This is a genomic window from Nonomuraea roseola, from assembly GCF_039535395.1.
GTDB lineage: Bacteria > Actinomycetota > Actinomycetes > Streptosporangiales > Streptosporangiaceae > Nonomuraea > Nonomuraea roseola.
This window is the reverse complement of record NZ_BAAAXC010000010.1, coordinates 16,435-42,417: the sequence shown is the minus strand read 5'-3', so window position 1 is coordinate 42,417 and position 25,983 is coordinate 16,435. Positions and strand designations below refer to the sequence as shown.

Here is a 25,983-nt window from a genome sequence, read left to right as displayed (position 1 = left end):
GTCTCCGGGAGTGAAAACCGTTACAGTCTGGCGGTGGACACTCAGAGTAATGGACTGACTGCCCTCAGATACGACGTGCCCGCGTCGCTGGTCGTCTTCCTCGTCGCGGTCCCGCTGTCGCTCGGCATCGCCGTCGCCTCGGACGCGCCGCTGGCGGCGGGGCTGATCGCGGCGGTCGTGGGCGGGGTGGTCGCAGGACTGTTCGGCGGCTCGGCCGTACAGGTGAGCGGGCCCGCCGCGGGCCTGGCCCTGGTCGTGGCCGATCTCGTGCACACGTACGGCTGGCGAGCCACCTGCATGATCACGCTGATGGCCGGGGTCGTACAGCTGGTGCTCGGCGCCTTCAAAGCCGCGAGGGCCGCGCTGGCGGTCTCCCCCGCCGTCATCCACGGCATGCTCGCGGGCGTCGGCGTGGTGATCGCGCTCTCCCAGCTGCACGTGGTGCTGGGCGGCAGCCCGCAGAGTTCGGCCGTCGCCAACCTTCTCGAGCTGCCCGCGCAGATCGTGGGCGTGCACAACCACGCCGCGGCCGTCGGGCTGATCACGATCGGCGTCCTGCTGCTGTGGAAGTGGCTGCCGAGCAGGATCAGGGTGGTCCCTGCACCGCTGGCGGCGCTGTTCCTCGCCTCCTCGGCCGCCGCCGTCCTCGGCCTGGACATCACCAGGGTGGAGCTGCCCGACGGGCTCCTGCAGTGGGCGCCTCCCGTCCTGCCGGCCGGCGACTGGCACGGCATCGCCGCCGCGGTGCTGCTGGTGGCGCTGCTCGCCGGGGTGGAGTCGCTGCTGTGCTCGGTGGCCACCGACCAGCAGCACGACGGCCCGCGCACCGACCTCGACAGGGAGCTGCGCGGCCAGGGGCTGGCCAACGTCGCGTCGGGTCTGCTCGGTGGCCTGCCCATCGCGGGCGTGATCGTCCGCAGCACCACCAACGTGCGGGCGGGCGCGCGCACCCGCTGGTCGGCGGTCATGCACGGGGTCTGGGTGCTGGTCTTCGTGCTGTGCTTCGGCTGGACGATCCAGCTGATCCCGATGGAGGCGCTGGCCGCGCTGCTGGCCTTCATCGGGCTGCAGATGTTCAACCTGGGCCACGTGCGGAAGGTGCACGGCCACGGCGAGGTGCCCGTCTACCTGGTCACGCTGGCGGGCGTGGTCGTGCTCGGCCTGGCCGAGGGGGTGCTGTTCGGGCTGGCGCTGGCCGTCCTGCTCGCCCTGCGGCGGCTCACGGGGGTCTCCGTGCAGGTACGGCAGGAGCCCGAGGGCCGCCGTCACGTGACGATCTCGGGCTCGCTCACCTTCCTCGGCGTGCCGAGGCTCACCGACGCGCTGGGGGCGATCCCGCCGGGCGTGCCCGTCGACCTCGACCTCAACATCGACTTCATGGACAACGCCGCGTTCGAGGCGCTCCACTCCTGGCGGCTCAAGCACGAGCGCTCGGGCGGCAGCGTCGACATCGACGAGCTGCACGACGAGTGGTATGCCCTCGCGGCAGGCGGCAACCACATGTTCCCCGCCAAGACCCCGCCGAGGGCGCACGAGCGCTGGTGGCTGCCGTGGGCGCACCGCCGCCGCAGGGGTGCCGCCGTACCGCCGCAGGGCGGTCCCGCCGAGTGCGAGCTGACGGTGGGCGCCAGGGAGTTCCACCGCAGGACGGCGCCGCTGGTGCGGCCCATCTTCACCGAGCTGGCCCGCAGGCAGCAGCCCACGCACCTGTTCATCACCTGCGCCGACTCCCGCATAGTGCCGACGCTGATCACGGCCAGCGGTCCTGGCGACCTGTTCGTGGTGCGCAACATCGGCAACCTCGTTCCCCGGCACGGCGCGCACGACGACTCGGTGTCGGCGGCGATCGAGTACGCCACCCAGGTGCTGGGGGTACGGACGATCACGGTGTGCGGGCACTCCGGGTGCGGAGCGATGGCGGGGCTGCTGTCGGGCGGGGCCAAGGCGGGCAGCATGCCCGGGTTGCGGCGCTGGCTGCGGCACGGCAACCACAGCCTGGCCAGGTTCATCCACACCGACAGCGACGGTAGCGACACCGGGCCGCTGGACCGGTTGTGCAGGGTCAACGTCATCCAGCAGCTGGAGAACCTGCGGACGCACCGCAAGGTGGACGAGCAGGTGCGGGCGGGGACGCTGGAGCTGGTGGGGCTCTACTTCGACATCGCCTCCGCCAGGGTCCACATCCTGCCGACCCCCGTGCTCGGCGAACCCACGCCGGACCCGCAGCCCGCACCCACCCTCCCTGCGTAGGACCTCACCGAGAGCGGCGCCCTCCTACGCTCTCGGTGAAGAGGTGACCGGATTCGCAGGCCGTACCCGAAGAATGCTCTTATGAGAGTTCTGGTCATCGGAGGGTCGGCGTTCCTCGGGCGTGCGTTCGTCACGGAGGCGCTCGCCCGTGGACACGAGGTCACCACGTTCAACAGGGGGCAGAGCTACCCCGACGTCCCGGGCACGGAGGCCGTGCACGGCGACAGGGAGGTGACGGCCGACCTCGAGCGCCTGGTGGAGGGGCGGCAGTGGGACATCGTCGTGGACACCTCCGCCTACGTGCCGCGCGTGGCGGGCGAGTCCGCGCGGCTGCTGTCGGGCCACGCGAGCACCTACGTCTTCGTCTCCTCGGTCTCGGCCGTGCGCGACTTCCCCGCCAAGCCCGCCACCGACTCCTCGGGACTGTGGGACTGCGAGCCTGACGCGGGCCCCGAGGACGGCGACTACGGCGTGCTCAAGGCGGGCTGCGAGCGCGCCGTGGAGCAGGCGTTCGCGGGCAACGTCCTGATCATCCAGCCGGGTCTGATCCTCGGCCCACACGAGAACGTCGCCAGGCTGCCGTGGTGGCTGACCAGGATCTCGCTCGGCGGCCGGGTGCTGGCCCCCGGCGACCCCTCGGTGGCCATGCAGCTGATCGACGCCCGCGACATCGCGATCTTCAGCTACGACCAGGCGGAGAAGGGCGTCAGCGACCGCTTCATGGTCACCGGACCGCAGGGCAACACGACCTACGGCGAGTGGCTGGAGCTGTGCAGGCAGGTCACGGGCTCGGACGCGGAGTTCGTCTGGGTGGAGGACCAGTTCCTGGTCGACCACGAGGTCAAGGTCTGGATCGAGCTGCCGCTGTGGGCGCCCGCCGGCCCTGACATGGACAACTTCTGGAAGATCTCCACGTCCAAGGCCGAGGCCGCGGGGCTGCGCTGCAGGCCCGTGGCCGAGACGGTGAGGGACACCTGGGAGTGGCTGAAGGAGATCCCGGTCTCGGAGCGGGTGTTCGGCAGGAAGAACGTCCACGGCATCGCCCCCGAGAAGGAGGCCGCCATCCTGGCCGGCTGGTCCGCCCGCGAGTCCGGCGGCTGAGCTGACGAGCGGGGTGCGGACGCGACCGCCCGCACCCCGCTTCAGCCGTCCGCTCCAGGGCGGACGATCATCATGACGACGACCACCGCCCACAGCAGGTTGTAGATCCCCGCGAGCATGGAGAGCCTGCGCAGCCTGGCGCCGTCGTCCGGCTCCGCGAGCGCCTCGCGCTGAAGCGGATAGATCCGCAGGGCCAGCAGGACGCCCGCCGCGGCGGTGAGCACCATGGAGACGGTGATCCAGATCTCCCCCATCCGGCCCTGGACGAGGGCCAGGACGATTCCCACGACCGGCACGACGATGCCGAAGAGGCTGTAGCCCCTGGTGATGCGGAGCAGCGCGACGGCCACGGACCGGTTCCGCTCCCCCGACGCCTCCTGGAGAGCGCAGGCGGCGGCGCCCCCGCCTGCCGTACCTGCGGGGACGCCGGCGGCGACCGGCGCGTATCGGGGGAACAGGCTCGTCGCGACGGCCGAGCCCCCGACGAAGACGATGCCGGCCAGCACATGCACCGACAGCAACAGCTTTTCCATGAACGCTCCCTCGGCTAACCTTCAGGCAGCTTGAAGGCTAGCACGAAAGCTTCAGGCAGGTTGAAGCTCGGCGGGGCTCACGACGGCTCGCCGCTCTGGAACGCCGTGCGGACGGCATCGGCCACCTGCCGCTGGATCGGGTCGGCCTCCGGCCCGAACAGCAGCTCGTCGACGCTCGCCACCGCCTGTTTCGCCGCATGGAGGAGGCTGGTGCCGTCCTGGGTGATCTCGATGGTCGAAGCGGAGCCCGCGCGGGCGGTGTTGTCGCGCACCAACCCCGCGCCGGCCAGCACCTTCACCGCGGCGTGGACGCTCTGCACGGTGGTGCCCGACATCCTGGCCAGGTCGCTGAACGACACCCCGGGCAGGCCGGCGATGTGGCCGAGCAGCCCGAGCCTGCTGACGGTGAGATCGAGCGGGGCGAGAGCGGCGTTGAGCTCGGACTCGATCCTGCGCGCCAGCGTCAGCAGGACGATGGAGGGGCTGGTCACGGGCGGGCTGGGGCGGCCGTTCTCGTTCGTCACCTTCCCAGTTTCCCGCACCCTCCACCTTGCCGGCTGTCTCCGTGGCCGGAAGCCGAGCGTCGCCCCTGGTGCAGCGGCACCCGCCAGCCCGTGCGGCCGCCCCTGGCGGGTGACGTCAAGGGGCTGGAGGGACAGGGTGGTGGATCCAGGTCGCCGGCGCCGGGGTGGTCTGACTCCTTCACGACCGCCGAGCGCGCGACTCGCCGTGACGGGCCGCTTGCCCGGTCAGCGCAGGTAGTAGTGGAGCAGCGCAGGCCGTCCGTCCGTGTCGGGCCACTCCATCCGGGCACTGGCGACCCTGCGCCAGCCCGCGCGCTCGTAGAAGGCCATCGCCCTGCGTCTGGAGTCGGTGACATCGAGCCCAAGGCGGAGACCCCGCCGCGCCGCCTCCCGCTCCACCGCGGCCATCAGCCCGGCGGCGGCACCCTGACGTCCCCGGCCTCCGGAGCCACCCACCTCCGTGGCCGCTCCCGAGCCTCCGGCGTGCGCGGTTGAGCCTCCGGCGTGCGCGGTTGAGCCTCTGGCGTGCGCGGCGACGAAGAGCCGCGCGACGAGGCCGTCCGCCTCGGGGAGCACCGGATCCGCCCCGCGCAGGACGACATGTCCGATGATCTCGTCGCCGTCCGTGGCGACCCACGCCTGGATCATCCCCGTCGGCGTGAGCCATCCTTCTGGATCGTCCGGCCAGTTCGCGGGGTACCCGTCCCCCTCGTGAACGGCCCGCAGCACGCCGACGCACGCGGCCAGGTCGCCCTGCTCCCGCGGCCTGATCACGCCGACGCCCACCACGTGGACTGCGTGATCTCGGTGAAGCCGAGCGAGTCGTAGAGCGGCTTGCCCGCCCTGGCAGCCGTCAGCGTGACGGGCAGTTCCTTCAGGGGCCCGCCCAGTACGGCGTGCATCAGCGCCCGCCCGATGCCGCGCGAACGGAACTCCGGCAGCGTCGTCACCCAGTAGAGCCCGCCCACGCCGCCGTCGACTACCGTCACGCACGCCCCGCCCAGCTCGCCGTCCTTCGCGACGAGGTGGAGCTCGATCCCCTCCCGTCCGAGCAGCGCCGCAGGGAAGGCTTCCCCCGGCCGGTACGGCTGGAAGCCGGGCAGCGGGAAGCCGTCGACCACGATCCGCTCGGCCGCCCGCAGCTGCTCCTCCCGCTCCACCCTGACGACCTCGAGAGTCGGGGGCGGAAGGGCGTCGTCCGGCCTGCGGATCATGACAGGCAGCTCGCGCGGGGTCAGCCCGATCGCGCTCATGTCGACCGAGCCGAAGGCGTCCTCGACGAGCACCGGACCACGCGACCAGCCCTTGGCCAGCTCGGTCAGCTCGTCCACGTCGTCCTTGGCGGGCGAGGGCGACCTCAGCACGATCCGCAGCCCGCTGTGCTCGTCTCCCGCCACGGCCTGGAACCCCTGCCGCCTGACCACCTCGTGGCCGCGGGCCTCGGCGAGCGCGGTCCAGAGCGTGGTGGCGTTGGGGACGGCCAGGCGCAGATCAGCCAGGTCGATGGTGGTCATGAGAGGACCCTACAAGAGCCCGGGATCAGCGCTACCCCTGCCTTGGGAGGTCGACCCAGCCGCACGAGATGGCCCGTGACCAGCTGCTGACCTACCGCTTCACGGCTCTGTAGCGCTTGAGAAGGGCGGTGATCCTGTCGTGGTCACGCGCGCCGTCCAGCTCATCGAGCAGATCGTCAGGGCAGAGCTCGTAGAGGTCACCCCACCAGCGGCGCGCTGTGTTGTCCCAGATCCGGTAGCCGCCGGGAATGCCCCTGGCGACGTAGCGCCTCCTGCTCATGATCCATCAACCCTGCAGTGCGCCAGACCTAGCGTTCGGTCTTACCAAAGATGGTCAGGGAGAAATGGGAGACGAGCCGGCCTGTAGGCCGGGTTCTGTCCTTCGCGAACGAAGGGGCGACCATCCATCTAGGGCCGCCGTTGCCGGCGGCCTCAAGCGGTCTACCCGCGCGGCTCGGACGGGCAGTCCTCGAACGTCGCGCGCGGGACGCCTCTTGCGAAGCGTCCCTTCTTGACCTTGCTCCGGGTGGGGTTTACCTAGCCGCCCACGTCACCGTGGGCGCTGGTGGTCTCTTACACCACCCTTTCACCCTTACCTCCCGGAAAATCCGGAAGGCGGTCTGCTCTCTGTGGCACTGTCCCGCGGGTCACCCCGGGTCGGCGTTACCGACCACCCTGCCCTGTGGAGCCCGGACCTTCCTCGGCGAGCCCCCGAAGGGGCCCGACGCGGCCGCCCGGCCGGCTCGTCTGCAGGGAGAGTATCAAACCCAAGCCGCCTCCACCATCGACAAGATCGTCGCGGTGTGATGGTGGACGTCATCGTCTGAGGGGGACGGTGCGAAGGCCCGGTCGTGCGGGCGCCCTGTCCCATCCCGCACGACCGGGTCACACCCCAGGGGGTCGCCGATCGCAGCCCGAGCGCAGCGACGAAGGCTTCAGCGCAGGTGCGAGATGTCGTTGAAGGACTTCACCACGGCGGGACCGTCGGCGTAGAAGTCGATCAGCGACAGGCAGGCCAGGTCGAGGTGCATGCGGTAGAGCGCCTCGGGCGGGGCCATGAGGGCGAGCCTGAGCAGCGTCTTGATCGGCGTGACGTGGGAGACGACCAGGACGGTCCTGCCCTCGTAGCGTTCGAGCAGCCGGTCTCTGGCGGCCTCCACCCGTCGCGCCACCTCGGCGAAGCTCTCGCCCTGGGGCGGTGCGGCGGTCGGGTCGGCCAGCCACGCGGCGAGCTCGGCGGGCCACCGGCGCTGGATCTCGGTGAAGGTGTGACCCTCCCAGGCGCCGAAATCGGTCTCTCTGAGCTCTTCGTCCACCTCCACGTCGAGGCCGGCGAGCCCGGCGACGGCCTCGGCCGTCCGCCTGGCACGCTTGAGCGGGGAGCTGACCACCACATCCAGCCGGTACGGCGGAGCCGACAGCCTGCGGGCGGCGGCCTCCGCCTGGGCCAGGCCGTTGGGGGTGAGCTCGGGGTCGCCCAGCCCCGAGAAGCGGCGCTCCGCCGAGAGAGGGGTCTCGCCGTGGCGCAGGAGCAGGAGCGAGGTGGCGACCCTGGTCGCGGGACCCCAGCCGCTGCCCTTGGTCCGCTGCGCGGTGACCAGGGAGGCCGAGGGCGCCGACAGATCGAGCAGATCGGTCTGCTCGTCAACCGGCCGGCCGGTGGGGAAGGTCTCGCCGGGTGAAGCGTCGCGATCCAGGAGGTCGCCGCCCGAGCCCCGCGAGACCCCGCCCGAACCCGGCGAGACGCCACCCGAACCGGGGCCCGGCGAGACGCCGCCCGAACTTGAGGAGACGCCAGAGGTGGTGCCGCCCGCCTTCCAGGACAGGCCCTTGGCGGCGGCGTCCATCGCCTCGTTCGCCAGCCGGTCGGCGTGCTTGTTGCGCTCGCGGGGGATCCACGTCCACCCCGTCACCCGCAACCGCCTGACCAGCGCCTGCGCCTCGATCGCGAGCGGACGCAGCCCCTCGTTCTTGATCTTCCAGCGCCCCGCCATCTGCTCGATGACGAGCTTGGAGTCCATCCTGACCTCGACCGCCGCGCCCTCGCCTGCGAGATCGAGCACCGAGGCGAGCCCGGCGATCAGCCCCTTGTACTCGGCGACGTTGTTGGTCGCCACGCCGATCGCCTCGGCCGCCTCGGCGAGGACCTGACGGTCGCGGGCGTCCATCACCACGGCCCCGTACCCCGCGGGCCCTGGGTTGCCCCTCGACCCGCCGTCGGCCTCGACGAGGTAGGCGGTCGTGCTCATGGACGCTCCTTGAACAGGTCGATGCGCGAAGGCGCGGGTCAGATGCCGGACTCGGGGGTGCGGACGAGGATGCGGCGGCACTCCTCGCAGCGCAGCACCTCGTCGTGTGGAGCGGTCTTGATCCGGTTCATGTCGGCGATCGACAGCGACACCTTGCAGCCCATGCACCGGCCGCCGTGCAGCATGGCGGCGCCCACGCCGTACTGACCGCGCAGCTTCTCGTACAAAGCGAGCAGGTCGGCGGGGATCTCGGTGGCGACGTCGGAGCGGCGCGACTCGGCGTCGGCCGCCTCCTTGCCGATCTCGGCCAGGGCCGCGTCGCGGCGGTCCTCGGCGGCGGCGCGGGTGGTGGCGAGCTCGTCGCGCTTGGCGACCAGGTCGTTGACCTTGGCGTCGGCGGCCTCGCGACGTTCCATGATCTCCAGCACGACCTCCTCGAGGTCGCCCTGGCGGCGGTGCAGCGAGGCGATCTCGGACTGCAGGCTGGACAGGTCCTTGGGCGAGGTCACCATGCCGGAGTCGAGGCGCTTCTGGTCGCGCTCGGCGCGGATGCGCACGGTGTCGACGTCGTTCTCGGCCTTGGTCTGCTCGCGGGCCAGGTCGCCCGCCTCGGTCTCGGCGGCGATCGCCTGGGTGGCCAGCTGGGCGTACTGCCTCGACTGCTCGTCGATCACGGCCAGCTCAGGCAGGGTGCGGCGGCGGTGCGCCAGGCGGTCGAGGACGGAGTCGAGCTCGGCCAGGTCGAGGAGTCGCTTCTGAGCGGCGGGGGCAGCTTTCATGATCAATATCCTTTTGTCCAAGCATCGGTGACCGTGGCGGAGACGCGCGTCTCAACGTTAACGCCACCGGAGGTGAGGATGGACGCCGCGCTGCGCAGCCAGGGCCATTCGGTGGCCCAGTGGGCGGCGTCGATCAGCGCGGGCCCTCCGGTCTCGACGAACTCGCTGGCCGGATGGTGGCGCAGGTCGGCGGTGAGGAAGACGTCGACGCCCGCGGCCCTCGCCGTACCGAGCAGGGAGTCGCCCGCGCCGCCGCTGACGGCCACGCGCGTGACCGGCCTGGACGGCTCGCCCGCGACGCGCACCCCCCAGGAGGTGGCGGGCAGGCCCGCCAGGACCTGCTTGGCGAAGTCGCCGAGCGTCATCTCGGGAACCGAGCCGATCCTGCCGAGCCCGCGCCACGGGTCGTCGGGCAGCGGTGAGAGCGGCACCAGGTCGCCGGTCAGCCCGACCGCCCTGGCCAGCGCGTCGGAGACGCCCGGGTTGGCGACGTCGGCGTTGGTGTGGGCGGTGTAGAGGGCCACGCCGTTGCGGATCAGGTCGTGGATCAGCCGCCCCTTGTAGGTGGTGGCGGCGACGCTCGTGGTGCCGCGCAGGTAGAGCGGATGGTGGACGACGATCAGGTCGGCGCCCCAGTCGAGGGCCTCCTCGGCCACGACGGGCACCGGATCGACCGCGAACAGCACCTTGTGCACGTCCTGGGCGGGATCGCCGCAGACCAGGCCGACGGCGTCCCACGACTCGGCCCTGGAGGGCGGGTAGGCGGCCTCGAGCACGTTGATCACATCTGCCAGCGTCACCTGCGCAGACTACCGGCTCGCGCACCTCGACACGTGGACGTGCGCCGCCTACCGTAAGTGGATCCTGACATCTGGGAGGACGCATGAGGGTCGCGATCATCGGTGCGGGCTTCGGCGGGCTGTGCATGGCGATCCGGCTCGAACTGTCGGGCATCGCCGACTACACCGTCTTCGAGAAGGCGGGCGGCGTCGGAGGCACCTGGCGCGACAACAGCTATCCGGGCGCGGGCTGCGACATCCCCTCCCACCTGTACTCCTACTCCTTCGAGAAGTACGCCAGCTGGACGCGCCGCTACCCGGAGCAACCCGAGATCCTGGCCTATCTCGACATGTGCGCCGACAAGTACGGCGTCAGGCCGAAGATCAGGTTCGACACCGAGGTGCGGTCGGCCCGCTTCGACGGCCGCCACTGGCAGGTCACGACGGACGACGGCACCGAGCGGTTCGACGCCGTCGTGTCGAGCGTGGGCCAGCTCAACCGCCCCGCCTATCCCGAGATCCAGGGAACGGAGAGCTTCGCCGGCGTCTCCTTCCACAGCGCCCGCTGGAAGCACGACCACGACCTCACCGGCCGCCGCGTCGCGGTGATCGGCAACGGGTCGTCGGCCGCGCAGTTCATCCCCCGCATCCAGCCCCTGGCAGAGCGCCTTGACGTCTTCCAGCGCACCCCCAACTGGGTCATCCCCAAGCCCGACTCCGCCTTCGGCCCCGCCACCAGGCTGGCGTTACACCTGGTCCCCGGCCTGCAGCGGGTCTACAGGGAGTGGATCTACCGGTACGCCGAGGGCACCCTCCACCCCGCTCTGGCCAGGGGCTGGAGCGCGAACCTGCTGAGGAAGCGGGCACTCGGACACCTCCACGCGCAGGTCGCCGACCCCGCACTGCGCGCCAAGCTGACGCCGGCCTTCCCCGTCGGCTGCAAGCGGGTGGTCATCGACAGCTCCTTCTATCCCGCCCTCACCAGGCCGAACGTCGAGGTGGTCACCGAGCCGATCGTCCGGATCACCCCGAAGGGGGTGGAGACCTCGCAGGGCCTGAGAGAGGCCGACACGATCATCTACGCCACCGGCTTCCGCACGACGGAGTTCCTGCAGCCGATCGAGTTCACCGGCGCAGAGGGGCGCACGCTCTCCGACGAGTGGAAGGACGGCGCCGAGGCCTATCTCGGCATCTCGGTGCCGCACTTCCCGAACCTGTTCCTGCTCTACGGCCCGAACACCAACCTCGGGCACAACTCCATCGTCTTCATGATCGAGTGCCAGGTCCGCCACGTCATGGCCTGCCTGCCGTACCTCGCCGAGCGGGGGCCCATGGAGGTCAGGCCCGAGGCGATGGCGGCCTGGCGCCGGCAGCTGGGGGCGGCCATGGAGCGGATGGTGTGGGGCAACGGCTGCCAGAGCTGGTACAAGACCGCGCAGGGGAGGGTCACCAACAACTGGCCTGGACCGACCACCCTCTATCGCAGGCTGACCGCTCTGCCGCCGCTGCCCGCCTACCGGCTAACGTCTTCGGCATGATGGTGGCTGACACGCACAACGATCTCCTCATGGCGGTATCGGCGAGAGCGCCCGGGCTGTGGGCGGAGTTCTTCCGCTCCCGCTGGCTCCCCCAGCTACGGCAGGGCGGGGTCACGTTGCAGGTGCTGCCGGTGTTCATCGAGTCGCAGTTCCGCCCCGAGGGCTCGCTCAGGCAGACGCTGCGCATGATCGAGTGCGCGCACGTCATCGCCGAGGGCAACGCCGACGCCGTGGCGCTCTGCCTCGACGCCGCCCAGATCGACGCCGCCCTCGCCGAGGACAGGATCGCGCTGGTCCTGGCCATGGAGAGCATGCCCGGCATCGACGCCAGCGTGGAACTGATCCCGACCATGCACCGCCTCGGCGTCCGGGTGGCCTCGATCGCCCACTGGGGCCGCACCCCGCTGGCCGACGGCAGCGGCGAGGACGCCACCGGCAGCGGCCTCACCTCCCACGGCGTCGAGGCGCTCAAGGAGATGGAACGCCTCGGCATCCTGTTCGACGTCTCCCACCTCGGCGCCTCAGGCGTCGCCCACGTGCTGGAGCTGGCCACCAGGCCCGTCATGGCCACCCACTCCTCGGCCAGAGCCCTGCGCGACCACCACCGCAACCTCACCGACGACCAGATCAGGGGCGTGGCGGGCACGGGCGGGGTGATCTGCGTGAACTTCCTGGCCGCCTTCCTCACCGAGAACGCCCGTGAGGCCACCCTCGACCACCTGCTCGACCACATCGAGCACATCGCGGGCGTGGCCGGCATCGACCACGTGGGGCTCGGCCCCGACTTCATGGACGAGGTCCTGCGCGACCTGACGCCCCCGTGCTGCGAGGGCGTCAGCTCCAGCGGTATCGACAACCGCGCGGTGATACCCGGCCTGGAGGGTCCGGGCGGCCTGCCGCTGGTGGGCGAGGGGCTGCTGGCGCGCGGGCTGCCCGAGGCGGACGTGCGGAAGATCCTCGGCGGCAACGTGCACCGCCTGTTCGGAAAGGCGCTGGCATGATCGACGACCTCGAGGAACTGGTCACCTGCGAGTCCTTCTCCAGCGACCTCGCGGCGGTGGCGCGCAGCGCCAAGGTGGTGGCCGCGATGGGCGCCCGCCACCTCGGCGCCCCGCCCGAGACGATCGTGGTCGACGGCGTCACGCACCTGCGCTGGAGCTTCGGCACCCCGCGGGTGCTGCTGCTCGGTCACCACGACACCGTCTGGCCGATCGGCACGCTCGCCACCCACCCGTGGTCGGTGATCGACGGCGTCGCGAAGGGCCCTGGCGTCTTCGACATGAAGGCGGGGCTGGTGCAGCTGTTCCACGCCCTCGCCGGGCTCGGCGACCTCGACGGGATCTGCGTGCTGGTCACCGGCGACGAGGAGGTCGGCTCGACCACCTCGCGCGCGCTGATCGAGGAGTGCGCGCGCGGCCTGTCGGCCGCGTTCGTGCTGGAGGGCAGCGCGGACGGCGGCGCGCTCAAGACCGCGCGCAAGGGCACCTCCGACTACACGGTCACGGTGTACGGCAAGGCCGCGCACGCGGGGCTCGAACCGTGGAACGGCGCCAACGCGGGCGTCGAGCTGGCCCACCAGATCCTCACCATCGCCGGCATGGCGGCGCTGGCCGACTCCACGGACTCCCCCGGCACCGGCGGCACCACGGTGACGCCGACCGTCCTGGCGGGAGGCACCACGCTCAACACCGTGCCGGCGCTCGCGCGGGTGGGAGTGGACGTGCGGGTGCCGACGCTGGCCGCGCAGTCCAGGGTCGACACGCTGATGCGCGCCCTGTCGCCCCAGGTGCGGGGGACGAGGCTGGAGGTCAACGGAGGGCCGAACCGCCCGCCCATGGAGGCGGCCATGTCGGCGGAGCTGTTCAGGCTGGCCCAGGGGCTCGCGGCGGGGCTGGGGCTCGGCGCGCTGGCGCAGGCCTCGGTCGGCGGGGCCTCCGACGGGAACTTCACCGCGGGCATCGGGGTGGCGACGCTGGACGGGCTCGGAGCCGTGGGCGGCGGCGCGCACGCCGACCACGAGCACGTGATCGTGGCGGAGATGCCCGGTAGGGCGGCGCTGCTGCGGGCGCTGATCACCTCCGTGCTGGCATCCTGACCAGGCCCTTCGCTGACGGCGGGGGCGGGCTCGGATAAATTTCTGAGCGTGAGGGAAGTCCGGGTGACGGTGCGGGAGCTGCACGAGATAGGCGAGTTCGCCGACGTGCACAGGCTGTTCGACGCGATCTGGCACCCCGACCCCGCCAACCCGCCCGTCACCGTCGAGCTGATGCGGGTCTTCTCGCACGCGGGCGGCTACGTCGCGGGAGCCTACGAGGACGGCGAGCTGGTCGGCGCCTGTGTGGGCCTGCTCGCCTCGGGCAACAGCCTGCACTCCCACGTCACGGGAGCCGTCCCCGGCAGGGGCGTCGGTCACGCGTTGAAGTCGCACCAGCGGCGGTGGTGCCTGGAGCGCGGCATCGACCGCATCACCTGGACCTACGACCCGCTGGTCCGTCGCAACGCCTACTTCAACATCGCCAAGCTCGGCGCGCGCCCCTTCGAGTACGTGGAGAACTTCTACGGCCGGATGGCCGACGCCATCAACGAGGGCGACGAGTCCGACCGCCTGGTGGTCGAGTGGCTGCTCAAGGAGGAGGTCGTGGCGCGGCGACCTGACGAGGGGGTGGCGGCTCTGGTAGAGGTGGAAGGAGGCCCGGTGAGGGGGCCCGCGCACGGGCCCGTCGTGCTGGTCGGCACGCCCTCCGACATCGAGACACTGCGGAGGAGGGATCCGGGGGCGGGCAGGGCGTGGAGGTACGCGATGCGCGAGGTGCTGGGCGGTTTGATGGCGGGCGGCGGACAGGTGACGGGCTTTACCAAAAAGGGTGACTATGTCGTGTCAGCCGGGTAGACCCCGGCTGTGTTCACGCCGACGGTTCCACATCGCGTCCTGCCCCCCGTCACCGTCAGAGACCTGCCAGACGCGCCGACCTCTCGGTGGCGGCTCATCGGCCCGGGGCTGGTGGGCGCCGGCGTCGGGCTGGCGAGCGGAGAGTTCATCCTCTGGCCCTACATCGCCTCACAGGTCGGCCTGATCTTCATCTGGGGCGCGCTGGTGGGCATCGTGACCCAGTGGTTCCTCAACATGGAGATCGAGCGCTACACGCTGGCCACCGGCGAGACCGCGCTGACCGGTTTCAGCCGCTTCTGGAAGCACTGGGGCGCGATCTTCGTCCTCATGACGCTGCTGTCGAACCTGTGGCCCGGCTGGGTGACCACGTCGGCGACGATGGTGACGTACCTGACCGGCAGCGGGCAGGGGACCGTCCGCTACATCGCGATCGGCATGCTGGTGGTGATCGCGCTGGGCCTGACACTGGCCCCCGTCATCTACATCGCGCTGGAGCGGGTGATCTTCGTCAAGATCGGGCTGGTGCTCATCCTGATCGTGGTGGCCGTCCTGTTCGCGATCAACGCCGACGCGTGGGTGGCGCTGGGCAGGGGTCTCACCGTCGACGCGGCCCTGCCCGTTCCGCCGCTGGAGTTCGCGCTGCTGATGGGCGCCATCGCTTACGCGGGCGCGGGCGGCGGGCAGAACCTGTGCCAGAGCAACTGGATCCGCGACAAGGGCCTGGGCATGGGCGCCTACGTGCCGCGCCTGGTCAGCCCGGTCACCGGTCAGGAGGAGGCGGTCTCCTCCACCGGCTTCCAGTTCTCCCCGACGAAGGAGAATCTCGCCAGGTGGCGGGCCTGGTGGCGCTTCGCCAACATCGAGCAGGGCTCGACCTTCGCCGTCGTGTCGTTCGTGACGATCGCGCTGATGTCGATGCTGGCCTACTCCACCGTCTTCGGTCAGCCGGGGCTGGCCAACAGCATCGCCTTCCTGAAGGTCGAGGGCGAGGCGCTGCGCGACACCGTGGGCCCGTGGTTCGGCGTGCTGTTCTGGGTCATCGGGGCGCTGTCGCTGTTCGCCTCGGCGATGGGCATCGTCGACTACACCAGCAGGCTCGCCTCGGACGTGCTCAAGACCGTCTACCTGCGTGATCGCTCGATCTCGGTGAACAGGGTCTACTTCGTCGTCGTCTGGGCGATGACGCTGGTCGGCATCACGATCCTGCTGGCGGGCTTCGACCAGCCGCTGATCCTGCTGGTGATGTCGGCCAGCTTCGCCGCCGTGATGATGTTCGTCTACTCGATCCTGCTCATCGTGCTCAACAGGCGGGCGCTGCCGGGGCCGATCAAGGTGCGCTCCTACCGGCTGGCGGCGCTGATCTGGTCGGTGGCCTTCTTCGGCTCGCTGACCGTGCTGACCCTCATCCAGCAGGCGCAGAAGCTCCTGGGCTGACCGCTTGACCTCAAGTCCACTTGAGGAACCAGACTGACCTGCATGAGAATCGTGGAGGCGACGAGTTTCGGCGGTCCCGAGGTCCTTCGGGCGCGGGAGGCCGACGATCTGGCGGCGGGGCCTGGTCAGGTCGTGGTGGGTGTGGCGGCGGCCGACGTGCTGTCGGTCGAGGCGCAGTTGCGCACCGGATGGGGCGCCGAGTGGTCGGGCGCGCGGCCGCCGTTCGTGCCGGGAACTGGGGTGGCAGGGCGCGTGCTGTCGGCGGGCGAGGGCGTCGACCCCTCGTGGGTGGGGCGGCGGGTGGCCGCGAGGGTCTCCGGCGGCTACGCCGAGCAGGCGCTGGCCGACGTGGACGGGCTGATCGCGCTGCCTGACGAGCTCGGCTTCCCAGAGGCGGCGGCGTTGCTCCAGGTCGGGGCGGCCGCGATGAGCCTGATCGAGGCGGCCGAACTGAAGCCCGGCTCACGGGTGCTGGTGACCGGCGCGGGCGGCGGGCTCGGTCTGGTGCTGGTCGAGCTGGCCGCGGCGGCGGGCGCCGAGGTCACCGCCTCCGCCACCGCCGTGACCAAGAGGCAGCGGGCCGAACGGCTCGGCGCGGCGCACACCGAGCCCAAGGGCGCCTACGACGTGGTCTTCGACGGCGTGGGCGGCGAGATGGGCGCCCGGGCGTTCAAGCTGACCGCCCCCGGCGGGCGCCTGTTCGCCTACGGCGTCATGGAGGGCTCTCCCGCCGCCGTCGATCCCGAGCTCGCGGCGGCGCGCGGCATCACCGTCATCGGCATGGAGCAGGTCCAGTTCACGCCCGAGCGGTTCAGGGCCCTGGCGGAGCGGGCCCTTCACGCGGGCATCACGCCGACGATCGGGCTGGCCGTACCGCTGGACAGGGCGGCGGAGGCGCACGCCGCGATCGAGTCGCGCGCGCTGGTCGGCAAGGCGGTCCTGCTGGCGAGGTCACGAGCCGTCCGCTACAGGGAGTTCGGCGAGACCGACGTGCTCAGCGTCGACGAGGTGCCCATTCCCTCGCCCGGCCCCGGCCAGGTCAGGATCGCGGTGAGGGCGGCGGGGGTCAACGCCATCGACTGGAAGTTCCGCAGAGGCTTCATGGTCGTCCCGCTGGAGGAGCCCGCGGGCACGGGCCTCGAGGTCTCCGGCACCGTCGACGCGCTCGGCGAGGGCGTCGAGGGCTGGAGCGTCGGGCAGCCCGTCTTCGGCAGGGTCGCTACCGGCGGGCTGGCAGACCACGTGCTGATCGAGGCCGCCGAGCTGCTGGCCAAGCCCGAACGGCTGTCGTTCGAGGAGGCCGCCGCGCTCCCGGTGGCCGCCGAGACCGCCGTGAGGACGCTGGCCGAGCTCGGCGTCGAGCGGGGGCAGCGGCTGCTGGTCCACGCGGTGGCCGGAGGCGTCGGCCTGGTCGCCGCGCAGCTGGCGCTCTCGCGCGGGATCGAGGTCGTCGGCACGGCCAGCGAGGGTCACCACACGTTCCTCCGCGAGCTGGGCGTGACCCCCGTGACCTACGGCGAGGGCTGGGCCGAGCGCACGGGCCCCGTCGACGCGGTGCTGGACGCCTCCGGCAGGGGCGTCCTGGCCGACTCGGTCAGGCTCACCGGCGACCCCGCCAAGGTGGTCACGATCGCCGACCCCTCAGCGGGCGAGCACGGGGTCCTGTTCTCCAGCGGCTCGAGCGGCCCGAGCGGCCCGTCCGTCGTCGGGGAGGTCGTGGACGGCGGGGCCGTGCGCATGCCCATCGCCAGGACCTTCCCCCTGGAGCGGGCCGCCGACGCGCACCGGCTGAGCGAGCACGGCCACCTTCTGGGGAAGATCGTGGTGATCACGGAAGCAGGCCTTCCGCGATAGGCGGCACACTGGGAACATGCTCGAAACCTCGGCCCGCCTGCTCAAGCTGCTCTCCCTCCTCCAGGCGCACAAGGACTGGTCGGGGCCCGAGCTGGCCGACCGGCTCGGCGTGAGCACCCGGACCGTGCGCAACGACGTGGAGCGGCTGCGCAGCCTCGGTTACCCGGTGCACGCCACGCCCGGAGTGGCGGGCGGCTACCGTCTCGGCGCGGGGGCGGCGCTGCCGCCGCTCCTGCTCGACGACGAGGAGGCGGTGGCCGTCGCGGTCGGCCTCGGCAGGGCGGCCGGCGGCGGCGTGGCGGGCATCGAGGAGAGCTCGGTGCGGGCGCTGGCCAAGCTGGAGCAGGTGCTGCCGGTCAAGCTGCGGCGCAGGGTCAGCGCGCTCAACGCCTACACTGTGCAGATCCCCGGCGCCGCCCCCTCGGTGCCGCCCGAGGTGCTGACGACGATCGCCAACGCCGCGCGCGACCACGAGCGGCTGCGCTTCGACTACACGGGGCACGACGGCTCGGTCACCACGCGCGACGCCGAGCCGTACCGGCTGGTGCACAGGCGGGGGCGCTGGTACCTGGTGGCATGGGACGTCGAGCGGCGCGACTGGCGGACGTTCAGGGTCGACAGGATCAGCCCGCGCACGCCGGGCGGTCCCCGCTTCGCCCCTCGCGAGCTGCCGTTCGACGTGGCCGAGCACGTCGAACGCGGGGTGAACACCGCGATGTGGCGCTACAGGGCCAGGGTGCTGCTGCACGCGCCCGCCGAGCGGATGAGCGGCCTGCCGACCGGCATGGACTTCGAACCTGTCGACGAGCACACCTGCGTCGCGCACGTCGGCGGCGACGACCTCAACGGCATCGCGGTGTGGATCGGCGCGCTCGGCGTCGACTTCGAGGTGCTCGACCCGCCGGAGCTGGCCGAGGTGGTGCGAGGACTGTCAGAGCGCTACCGCAGGGCGGTCAGCGACCGGTAGGCCGACGGTCAGCGGCCCCGCCGACGCTCGGGGCATGACCATCACACAGATCGCCGGCGGCGAGAACGACTTCCAGCTCGTCAGACACCTCAGCGTGGGCGGCAGCCAGTTCGACATCGGCAGGGCCCTGGCCGAGGAGATGCGCGACCGGTTCGGCTGGGCCCCGCAGTCGGCCGACGTGACCGTCACCAGGGCGCGCATGGCCTGGTTCGAGCGCCACTGGCCGCAGCATCTCGAGCGGCTCGACGGGGTGGCGGCGACCTTCGGCCTCGACCCTGACCGTGACGACCTCTGCCTCGACGGGCTGTCGGTGCTGCCCTTCGGTTCGGGCTGCTCGGCGCTGTGGTGCCCGCCGTCCGCCTCGACCGACGGGCGCGGCAGGATCGCCCGCAACTACGACTTCTTCACCGCGACCACCAGCGAGATCATGGGCGGCGCGCCCCTGCCCGGCGAGCTGCCCATGGCCTCCCGCCCCTATGTGATCACCACGGCCCCCGAGGACGGCCTCGCCTCGACCGTCATCACGATGAACGACCTCGACGGGGCCATGGACGGCGTCAACGAGGCGGGCCTCGCGGTCGTGCTGCTGATCGCGGACGTCGGCGCCGCGGCGCCCCCGTCGTCGTTCGCGCCCCAGGTCGGCCTGAGCTCGGTCCAGCTGCCCAGGTTCGTCCTCGACACCTGCGAGAACGTGGAGCAGGCCAAGCAGGCGCTGCTGCTGACCAAGCACTACGACCACGGGATGCCGCTGCACTACCTGATCGCCGACGCCTCGGGCAAGGCGTTCGTCTGGGAGAGCGAGCACATCGTCGACGCGGGGGACGCACCGCTGTGCGTGACCAACCATCCGCTGCGCCGCCATCCCGACCCGATGGCGCTGCCCGCCGACGACGAGACCACCATGGACACCTTCGGCAGGCAGCGGACGCTGTTCGAGCGGGCCAAGGACGCGCCGCTGTCGCCCTCGCGCCTGTCGGACGCGCTCGGCGAGGTCGCGGCGGGGGCCGACAAGATGTGGCGGACCACGTGGACGACCGTGCTCGACACCCACGAGCGCACGATGACCGCCCGCTTCTACCTGGGCGACACCCCTGAGGGCGGCACCCGGTTCACCGGTGAGCTGCGCTTCGAGACCAGGCCTGACTCGTAGGCGAGCACGACCAGCTGGGCGCGGTCCCTCGCGCCCAGCTTCACCATCGCCCTGCTGACGTGGGTCTTGGCGGTGAACGGGCTGATCACCATACGCGTGGCGATCTCGTCGTTGGACATCCCGCGTCCGACCAGCGCCAGCACCTCTCGCTCGCGGTTGGTGAGCGGGGAGAGGTCGGCCACCTCTGCCGCGGGCGCCTGGAGCACGAACTCGTCCATCAGCCTGCGCGTGATCGTCGGGGACAGCAGCGCGTCGCCCCTGGCCGCGACCCTGATCCCGGACAGCAGGTCGGCGGGCTCGGTGTCCTTCAGCAGGAAGCCGGCCGCGCCCGCGCGCAGGGCGTCGAGGACGTACTCGTCGACGCCGAAGTTCGTCAGCATCACCACGTGCACGCCCGTCAGGCGCTCGTCGGCGACGATGCGCCTGGTGGCCTCGATGCCGTCCATGACGGGCATCTGGATGTCGAGGAGCGCGACGTCGGGCCGGTGCCGTACGGCCAGCTCGACCGCCTGGCTGCCGTCGGCGGCCTCGCCGACCACCTCCAGGTCGTCCTCGGCCTCCAGCAGCGCCCTGAAGCCGCCTCTGATCAGCGCCTGGTCGTCGGCGAGCAGCACCCGGATCACGAGTGGACCACCGGCAGCTCGGCCCTGACGGTGAAGCCGCCCTCGGGGCGGGCCTCGGCGCGCAGCCTGCCGCCGAGCGCCGTGACGCGCTCGCGCATGCCGGTCAGCCCGATTCCAGGCTGGTGTCCCTCGTCCGGGACGGCGGCGCCGTCGTCGTCGATCTGCACGATCACCTCTCCCGGCAGGTAGCCGATGCGGACCGAGGCGGAGGCGGGGCCCGCGTGCCTGCTGACGTTGGTGAGCGCCTCCTGGACGATGCGGTAGGCGGCCCTGTCCACCTCGGCGGGCACCGGCCTGGGCGAGCCGCTCACCTCGACCTTCGCGGGAAGTCCCGCCGCGCGGGCCCTGTTCACCAGCTCGGGCACCTGCTCCAGGCCGCTGCCCTCGTCCGAGCGCAGCACCTCGAGCGTGGCGCGCAGCTCCCGCATCGCGTCGGCCCCTGCCTCCTGGATGGCGGTCAGCGAGGCAGGCACCTCCTCGCCGCGCTTGCGCGCCAGGTGCGCGGCGACGCCCGCCTGCACCTTGATGATGGAGATGCTGTGCGTGAGCGAGTCGTGCAGCTCACGGGCGATGCGCAGCCGCTCCTCGCCCGCCCTGCGCAGCGCGGTCTCCTCGCGGGTCCGCTCGGCCTCGGCGGCGCGCTGCTCGACCTGCTCCAGGTAGGCGCTCCACGCGCGGGTGGCCTCGCCGATGACCGCGGCCGCGACGAGCCAGCCGACGACCAGCACCCTGCTCTCGATCGCCGACCTGGGCGACAGTCCCGCGGCGGCGTCGTGCCCGAAGGCGAACATGCCGGCCAGGAAGAGCACGACTCCCGCCAGCGCGGCGGGGTGCTTGCCCTGCCTGACGGTGGTGTAGACGGCGATGAGCACGGGGAAGGTCGCCACGGCGCCCGGCTGCATGCGCACGGTGTAGGCGAGCATGCAGGCGACGGTCACGGCCAGCACGACGACGGGGAAGCGCCGCCTGAGGGCGAGCACCAGGGTGCCGCCGAGCAGGAGCGCGTAGTCGAGCGCGGTCAGCCCAGGGGAGAGCAGAATCTCCGTTCCGACCTGCCCCGCCGCGACGACGGCGGCCAGCAGCAGATCCCGATCAAACCTCATACCCGCACGATAGACGGATATATGTGCACAGACGTCATACACAGGGAGTACTTCCGCTGAGCGACGACAGCGCAGGGGGCAGAGCCCACTGTTGACCCATGACTCGATTCGTCACCCCCGTGGGCAAGAACGTCCGCACCGGCCTGGCAGGGCAGGTCTACGCGCAGGTGAAGGCCGAGTTCGGCTTCGTCGGCGAGCTGTTCACGGCCGTGTCCCCCGCCCCCGAGGTGCTGGCCGCCACGTGGGCGCTGCTGAGGGAGTCGCTGCTGGCAGGCCCCTCGCGCAGGACGGACAAGGAGGTCATCGCGCTGGGCGTCTCCGTGGCCAACAGGTGCCCGTTCTGCGTCGACGCGCACACCGTCTTCCTGCACGGCATGGGCGAGCACGCGCTCGGCGAGGCGATCGCGCGCGGCGAACGGCCCGCCGAGCCGCGCCATGCCCTGCTGCTGGACTGGGCGCGGCGCGAGCGCGCCGCCGACCTGCCCGTCGATCAGGTGGGAACCGCGCTGGCCTTCCACTTCGTCAACAGGATGGCCTCCGCGCTGGTGGGCGAGAACCTCCTTCCCTGGGGGATGGACTCCTCCCCCTTCGTCCGGCGGGCGGCGGGCAGGGCGATGTCGCGCACCCTGAGGCGGCGCCGCGTGCCAGGCCTGTCCCTCACGCTGATCCCCCGGGGCTGCGCGCCGTCGTGGGCCGAGGGCTCGCCCGTCGGCCCGGCCTACGCCGCCCTGCGCGCCGCCGCCACGGGCGAGGCGCTGAGCAGGACGGCGAGGCAGGTCGTCCGCGCGGCCGTCGGCGAGCACGACGCCGGGCACCCGCCGCCAGGGAACAGGTGGCTCGAAGGACCTCTGGCGGCCCTGCCCGAGCGGGAGCGGCCCGCGACCAGGCTGGCGCTGCTGGCGGCGCTGGCGCCGTACCTGATCACCGAGAGGGAGGTGGCGGCCTGGCCGGTGACCGACGCGGAGCTGGTGCGGCTGCTGGCCTTCGGCGCCTTCGCGGCCGTGGAGCACGTGGAGCGGGCGATCACCCCTTCGCGGCCAGGTACTGCTCCCGCACCTTCGAACGCGACAGCTTCCCCGTAGGCGTGCGGGGCAGCTCGTCGCGGAACTCGATCACCTTGGGATGCTTGAACCTGGCCAGCCGCGGTTCGAGGTGGGCCAGCAGGTCCTGCGCCGTGACCTGCGCGTGCGGCTGCACCAGCGCCACCACGTTGTGCCCCCACTCCTGGTCGGGCACGCCGATGACCGCGACGTCGGCCACGAAGGGGTGCTCCAGGAGGGCGGCCTCGATCTCGGCCGGGTAGATGTTGACCCCGCCGGAGATGATCAGGTCGGTGCGCCTGTCGCACAGGAACAGGAAGCCGTCCTTGTCGAGGAAGCCGATGTCGCCAGGGGCGTACCACTCGCCGCGCATGCTGGAGGCGGTCTTGACCGGGTCCTTGCGGTACTCGAAGGTGCCGAGACCCGACTTGACGTAGATCATGCCCGGCTCGCCCGGCGGCAGCTCCATGCCGTTCTCGTCGAGGATCTTGGCCTCGAAGGTGGGGGCCGGCCTGCCGACCGTGCCAGGCCTGGCCAGCCAGTCGTGCGGTTTGACGGAGAAGGCGATGGTCGACTCGGTGGAGCCGTAGTACTCGTAGAGCACGGGCCCCCACCAGTCCATGATCGCCTGCTTGACCGCGACGGGGCAGGCGGCGGCCGTGTGGACCACCTGCCTGATCGACGACAGGTCGTAGCGCTTCCTGACCTCGGGGGGAAGCAGCAGCATCCGGTGGAACATCGTGGGCACCATCATCGCGTTGGTGACCCTGTACTTCTCGATCAGGGCGAGGATCGGCTCGGGCTCGAAGCGCGGCGCGATCACCAGCGTGTGGCCCAGGTGCAGCGCGAACTGCGTGTGGGCGCACGGCGCCGAGTGGTACATCGGCGAGGTGACCAGGTGCACGCCCGGCTCGGGACGCAGGTCGCACACCTCGCCGAGGAACCAGACGTAGAGCGGCACGATGGCCTCGGGCTCGGCGCCCGGCAGCGGGCGCTGCACGCCCTTGGGGAAGCCGGTGGTGCCGGAGGTGTACCACATGACCGCGCCGGCAGTGCGGCCGTCGGGCGCGGTGTCCTGCTGTCCTTCGGCGAGCGCGGCCACGTCCTCGGGTCCTGTGACGACCACTCTGGCGTCGCAGTCGCCGACGATGTAGTCGATCTCGGGCTGGGTGAGGTGCCAGTTGACCGGCACGTAGTAGAGGCCGAGCTGGCCGGTGGCCATGAGCATGACGACCTGCTCGACGCCGTTGCGCAGCACGCCCGCCACCACGTCGCCCTGGGCCAGGCCCCTGGCGCGCAGCCCGTGGGAGACCTGGTTGACGCGGGCGAGCAGCTCTCCGTAGGTGGTCGCGGGCTCGGCCACGGCCAGACGGCCGGGGTCGGACCGCGCTATCTCGTAGAACCCGTTCATCACAGCTCCAGCAGGTCGGCCAGCCGCTCACGGTGGGTACGGGGCGGGCCGAGCAGCACCTCGTCGGCCTTGGCCCGCTTGTAGTACAGATGCGCGTCGTGCTCCCAGGTGAAACCGATGCCGCCGTGCAGCAGCAGGTGGTCGCGGGCCACCTCGAAGCAGGCCCTGCCCACGTAGGCCTGGGCCAGGGCGGCGGCCTCCGGCAGCTCGCCCGGCGACTCGTCGGCGGCCCACGCGGCGTACCTGACGATCGACTCGGCCTGTTCGAGCTTGCAGTGCATGTCGGCCAGCTTGTGCTTGACGCCCTGGTAGGAGCCGATGTAGCGGCCGAAGGCGACGCGGATCTTGGCGTAGCCGACGATGGCCTCGAGGCTCGCCCGCATGACGCCCAGCTGCTCGGCGGCCAGGGCGACGGAGAACAGGTTCCACGCCCGCTCCAGGACGATGCCGTCGGTCGGCGAGCCGAGCACCCTGCCGCGCGCCCCCTCGAGCACGACCTCGGCCTGGCTCCTGGTCAGGTCGAGCGTGGTCAGCGGGGTGCGGGTCACGCCCTCGCCTGCCAGGTCGATCGCCACCAGCGCGACGCCGTCGTGACGGGTGACGGGGGCGAGCAGGACGTCGGCCTCCGCGGCGTTGACGACCTGGGCCAGCCTGCCGTCGACCAGCGCCTCGCCGTCGCGGGATGCGGTCACGAGGTCGCTCCCGCCGGGCAGCGGGGCGACCGTGGCCGTCAGACGGCCCTCGGCGACGGCGGTGAGCAGCTCCTTGTCGGGCACCTGGGTCAGGGTGAGCGCGGCCAGCGCGTTGGCCAGGAAAGGTCCGGGCAGCAGCGCGGCGCCGGTCTCCTCCAGGACGACAGCGAGCTCGGTGAGGCCGGCGCCCGCTCCGCCGTACTCCTCGGGGATGATCAGACCGGACAGGCCGAGCTCCCCGTTGAGGCGCGCGTAGACCTCGGGCCGGTGTCCTTCGCGCGGCGAGAGGCCGGCGAGGAAGGACCTGACGGTGGCGCGCAGCTCCTGCTGGTCCTGGCCGAGTACGAGCTTCACTGCTGCGTCCCCACCTTCAGGTCCTTGAACGGCACGGTCTTGTCCACCCTCGGCTCGGGTGGCAGGTTGAGCACGCGCTCGCCGATGATGTTGCGCATGATCTCGTTGGTGCCGCCGCCGAGGGCCATGGCGGGGGCCAGCGAGATCGCGTGGGAGAGCTCCTCGTCGACCACCGACTCGGGGCCGACGAGGCTGGTGGCCAGGTCGGCGGTGTAGAGGGTCAGCTCGGCCAGCAGCAGCTTGGCCGCGCTCCCCCTCGCGCCGGGGAAGAGGCCCGCCCTGGTCTCCTGGGACAGGCGCTGGTTGAACAGCGACAGCGCGCGGGAGCGGATGTGCAGCTCGACGAGCTGGTCGCGGACGAGCGGGTCACCGGTGTCGACGGCCTCGCGCAGCCTGGCCAGCCAGTCGGCGCCGCCGCCCATCCCGACACCCGCCGAGATCGACAGCCGCTCGTGCAGCAGCGTCGTCACCGCGACGCCCCAGCCGTCGTTGACCTCGCCGACGCGGTGCTCGTCGGGGATCGTCACGTCGTCGAAGAAGATCTCGTTGAAGTGGGAGCGTCCTGTCATGTCCTTGAGCGGCCTGACCGTGACGCCCGGGTGGTGCATGTCGACGACGAACATCGTCAGGCCCTTGTGCTTGGGCACGTCGACGTCGGTCCTGGTGAGCAGCAGCCCCCAGTCGGCGTGCTGGGCGACGGAGGTCCAGACCTTCTGCCCGTTGACCACCCAGCCGTCGCCGTCGCGCACGGCGCGCGTCTGCAGGCTGGCCACGTCGCTGCCCGCGCCCGGCTCGGAGAACAGCTGGCACCAGACCTCCTCGCCGCGCAGCAGCGGCCTGACGAACCGCTCGCGCTGGGCGTCGGTGCCCCTGTCGAGCAGCGTGGGACCGCACATCCCGAGGCCGATCGAGAAGATGTAGGTGGGAAGGGCGTGGTCGCGGGCCTCGGCGGCGAAGGCGCGCTCCTCGGCCTGGGTCAGGCCCTGCCCGCCCCACCTCTTCGGCCAGGTGATGCCGGAGTACCCGGCGTCGTAGAGCCTGGCCATGAACTCTCTCGCGTCATCGGTCCGGTCCGCGTTGGCGGCCAGCCAGACCCTGGCCGCGCTCCGATACTCGTCAAGGTTCACATGGTCTCCTCGGTATCAGTGCTCACTTACTCTAATCAGTCGCCCGGCCCCCGCATAGAGCAGAGATTTGT

Annotated in this window: 24 protein-coding genes and 1 other RNA gene; 11 read left to right on the top strand and 14 right to left on the bottom strand. The window is 71.5% G+C overall.

All coding sequences use genetic code 11. The annotated features are described in order from the left end of the window. The first annotated feature begins 27 nt into the window (after window positions 1-27). Both ABFX55_RS11195 and ABFX55_RS11190 read left to right on the top strand, forming a co-directional pair. Window positions 28-2,250, top strand: a complete 2,223-nt coding sequence (locus ABFX55_RS11195; RefSeq protein WP_428834760.1) for a SulP family inorganic anion transporter — start codon at window positions 28-30, stop codon at window positions 2,248-2,250. 81 nt (window positions 2,251-2,331) lie between these two features. Beyond that, complete coding sequence (locus ABFX55_RS11190; RefSeq protein ID WP_346120191.1) at window positions 2,332-3,351, top strand: NAD-dependent epimerase/dehydratase family protein; 1,020 nt, start codon at window positions 2,332-2,334, stop codon at window positions 3,349-3,351. A 41-nt stretch (window positions 3,352-3,392) separates the two neighbouring features. Here the strand turns inward: ABFX55_RS11190 and ABFX55_RS11185 are convergent, their stop codons facing one another. The 9 genes from ABFX55_RS11185 to ABFX55_RS11145 form a co-directional block, all read right to left on the bottom strand. Further along, window positions 3,393-3,884, bottom strand: a complete 492-nt coding sequence (locus ABFX55_RS11185) for a hypothetical protein (protein WP_346120189.1) — start codon at window positions 3,882-3,884, stop codon at window positions 3,393-3,395. Window positions 3,885-3,961: 77 nt separating this feature from the next. Then, window positions 3,962-4,408 (bottom strand): MarR family winged helix-turn-helix transcriptional regulator, encoded by a 447-nt coding sequence (locus tag ABFX55_RS11180; protein ID WP_346120187.1) that lies wholly within the window; start codon window positions 4,406-4,408, stop codon window positions 3,962-3,964. 225 nt (window positions 4,409-4,633) lie between these two features. Further along, entirely contained in the window at window positions 4,634-5,182 is a 549-nt protein-coding gene (locus tag ABFX55_RS11175) for a GNAT family N-acetyltransferase (protein ID WP_346120186.1), read from the bottom strand. Then, window positions 5,179-5,922 carry a GNAT family N-acetyltransferase gene (locus ABFX55_RS11170; protein ID WP_346120184.1) on the bottom strand — a complete coding sequence of 248 codons (744 nt, stop codon included), beginning with the start codon at window positions 5,920-5,922 and terminating at the stop codon, window positions 5,179-5,181. Before ABFX55_RS11170 ends, ABFX55_RS11175 begins: the two co-directional genes overlap by 4 nt. Before the next feature lie 91 nt (window positions 5,923-6,013). After that, a complete protein-coding gene (locus ABFX55_RS11165) occupies window positions 6,014-6,202 on the bottom strand; it encodes a hypothetical protein (protein ID WP_346120183.1) in 189 nt (62 codons plus the stop codon). A 68-nt stretch (window positions 6,203-6,270) separates the two neighbouring features. Continuing rightward, an RNA gene (gene rnpB / locus ABFX55_RS11160) (RNase P RNA component class A) lies at window positions 6,271-6,668 on the bottom strand. A 189-nt stretch (window positions 6,669-6,857) separates the two neighbouring features. Beyond that, window positions 6,858-8,171 carry a bifunctional RNase H/acid phosphatase gene (locus tag ABFX55_RS11155; RefSeq protein WP_346120182.1) on the bottom strand — a complete coding sequence of 438 codons (1,314 nt, stop codon included), beginning with the start codon at window positions 8,169-8,171 and terminating at the stop codon, window positions 6,858-6,860. Window positions 8,172-8,209: 38 nt separating this feature from the next. Beyond that, on the bottom strand, window positions 8,210-8,950 hold the full coding sequence (locus ABFX55_RS11150) for a zinc ribbon domain-containing protein (protein WP_346120181.1): 741 nt from the start codon (window positions 8,948-8,950) through the stop codon (window positions 8,210-8,212). Window positions 8,951-8,952: 2 nt separating this feature from the next. After that, window positions 8,953-9,750: a Nif3-like dinuclear metal center hexameric protein gene (locus ABFX55_RS11145; protein ID WP_346120180.1), complete on the bottom strand. Its 798-nt coding sequence runs from the start codon at window positions 9,748-9,750 to the stop codon at window positions 8,953-8,955. 83 nt (window positions 9,751-9,833) lie between these two features. Here ABFX55_RS11145 and ABFX55_RS11140 point away from each other — a divergent pair, with 83 nt between their 5' ends. From ABFX55_RS11140 to ABFX55_RS11105, 8 genes are read left to right on the top strand one after another with little or no spacing between them, the layout of a single operon-like run. Then, the gene (locus ABFX55_RS11140; protein WP_346120179.1) at window positions 9,834-11,267 is read left to right on the top strand and encodes a flavin-containing monooxygenase; all 1,434 of its coding nucleotides are present in this window, start codon (window positions 9,834-9,836) and stop codon (window positions 11,265-11,267) included. Continuing rightward, window positions 11,264-12,268: a dipeptidase gene (locus ABFX55_RS11135; protein WP_346120177.1), complete on the top strand. Its 1,005-nt coding sequence runs from the start codon at window positions 11,264-11,266 to the stop codon at window positions 12,266-12,268. Before ABFX55_RS11140 ends, ABFX55_RS11135 begins: the two co-directional genes overlap by 4 nt. Then, the gene (locus ABFX55_RS11130; RefSeq protein WP_346120175.1) at window positions 12,265-13,362 is read left to right on the top strand and encodes a M20/M25/M40 family metallo-hydrolase; all 1,098 of its coding nucleotides are present in this window, start codon (window positions 12,265-12,267) and stop codon (window positions 13,360-13,362) included. Before ABFX55_RS11135 ends, ABFX55_RS11130 begins: the two co-directional genes overlap by 4 nt. Before the next feature lie 48 nt (window positions 13,363-13,410). Beyond that, complete coding sequence (locus ABFX55_RS11125) at window positions 13,411-14,157, top strand: GNAT family N-acetyltransferase (RefSeq protein WP_346120173.1); 747 nt, start codon at window positions 13,411-13,413, stop codon at window positions 14,155-14,157. A gap of 9 nt (window positions 14,158-14,166) precedes the next feature. Further along, window positions 14,167-15,591, top strand: a complete 1,425-nt coding sequence (locus tag ABFX55_RS11120) for an Nramp family divalent metal transporter (protein ID WP_346120171.1) — start codon at window positions 14,167-14,169, stop codon at window positions 15,589-15,591. Window positions 15,592-15,633: 42 nt separating this feature from the next. After that, window positions 15,634-17,445, top strand: a complete 1,812-nt coding sequence (locus ABFX55_RS11115; RefSeq protein WP_346120169.1) for a zinc-binding dehydrogenase — start codon at window positions 15,634-15,636, stop codon at window positions 17,443-17,445. Between the two features lie 16 nt (window positions 17,446-17,461). Continuing rightward, window positions 17,462-18,412, top strand: coding sequence for a helix-turn-helix transcriptional regulator (locus ABFX55_RS11110; protein ID WP_346120167.1), 951 nt, complete (start codon window positions 17,462-17,464; stop codon window positions 18,410-18,412). A 34-nt stretch (window positions 18,413-18,446) separates the two neighbouring features. Further along, window positions 18,447-19,562, top strand: a complete 1,116-nt coding sequence (locus tag ABFX55_RS11105; RefSeq protein ID WP_346120166.1) for a C45 family autoproteolytic acyltransferase/hydrolase — start codon at window positions 18,447-18,449, stop codon at window positions 19,560-19,562. Here ABFX55_RS11105 and ABFX55_RS11100 read toward each other — a convergent pair. Both ABFX55_RS11100 and ABFX55_RS11095 read right to left on the bottom strand, forming a co-directional pair. Next, window positions 19,487-20,185, bottom strand: a complete 699-nt coding sequence (locus ABFX55_RS11100) for a response regulator (protein ID WP_346120164.1) — start codon at window positions 20,183-20,185, stop codon at window positions 19,487-19,489. The two genes, ABFX55_RS11105 and ABFX55_RS11100, sit on opposite strands and share 76 nt — an antisense overlap. Further along, the gene (locus ABFX55_RS11095; RefSeq protein WP_346120162.1) at window positions 20,182-21,288 is read right to left on the bottom strand and encodes a sensor histidine kinase; all 1,107 of its coding nucleotides are present in this window, start codon (window positions 21,286-21,288) and stop codon (window positions 20,182-20,184) included. Before ABFX55_RS11095 ends, ABFX55_RS11100 begins: the two co-directional genes overlap by 4 nt. A gap of 98 nt (window positions 21,289-21,386) precedes the next feature. Between ABFX55_RS11095 and ABFX55_RS11090 the strand changes: the two genes are divergently transcribed. Continuing rightward, window positions 21,387-22,370 carry a carboxymuconolactone decarboxylase family protein gene (locus ABFX55_RS11090; protein ID WP_346120161.1) on the top strand — a complete coding sequence of 328 codons (984 nt, stop codon included), beginning with the start codon at window positions 21,387-21,389 and terminating at the stop codon, window positions 22,368-22,370. Here the strand turns inward: ABFX55_RS11090 and ABFX55_RS11085 are convergent. From ABFX55_RS11085 to ABFX55_RS11075, 3 genes are read right to left on the bottom strand one after another with little or no spacing between them, the layout of a single operon-like run. Then, window positions 22,312-23,739, bottom strand: a complete 1,428-nt coding sequence (locus ABFX55_RS11085) for an AMP-binding protein (protein WP_346120159.1) — start codon at window positions 23,737-23,739, stop codon at window positions 22,312-22,314. The two genes, ABFX55_RS11090 and ABFX55_RS11085, sit on opposite strands and share 59 nt — an antisense overlap. Continuing rightward, window positions 23,739-24,785 carry an acyl-CoA dehydrogenase family protein gene (locus tag ABFX55_RS11080; protein ID WP_346120157.1) on the bottom strand — a complete coding sequence of 349 codons (1,047 nt, stop codon included), beginning with the start codon at window positions 24,783-24,785 and terminating at the stop codon, window positions 23,739-23,741. Before ABFX55_RS11080 ends, ABFX55_RS11085 begins: the two co-directional genes overlap by 1 nt. After that, window positions 24,782-25,912, bottom strand: coding sequence for an acyl-CoA dehydrogenase family protein (locus ABFX55_RS11075; RefSeq protein WP_346120155.1), 1,131 nt, complete (start codon window positions 25,910-25,912; stop codon window positions 24,782-24,784). The genes ABFX55_RS11080 and ABFX55_RS11075 overlap by 4 nt, the downstream gene beginning before the upstream one ends. Window positions 25,913-25,983 lie beyond the last annotated feature (71 nt).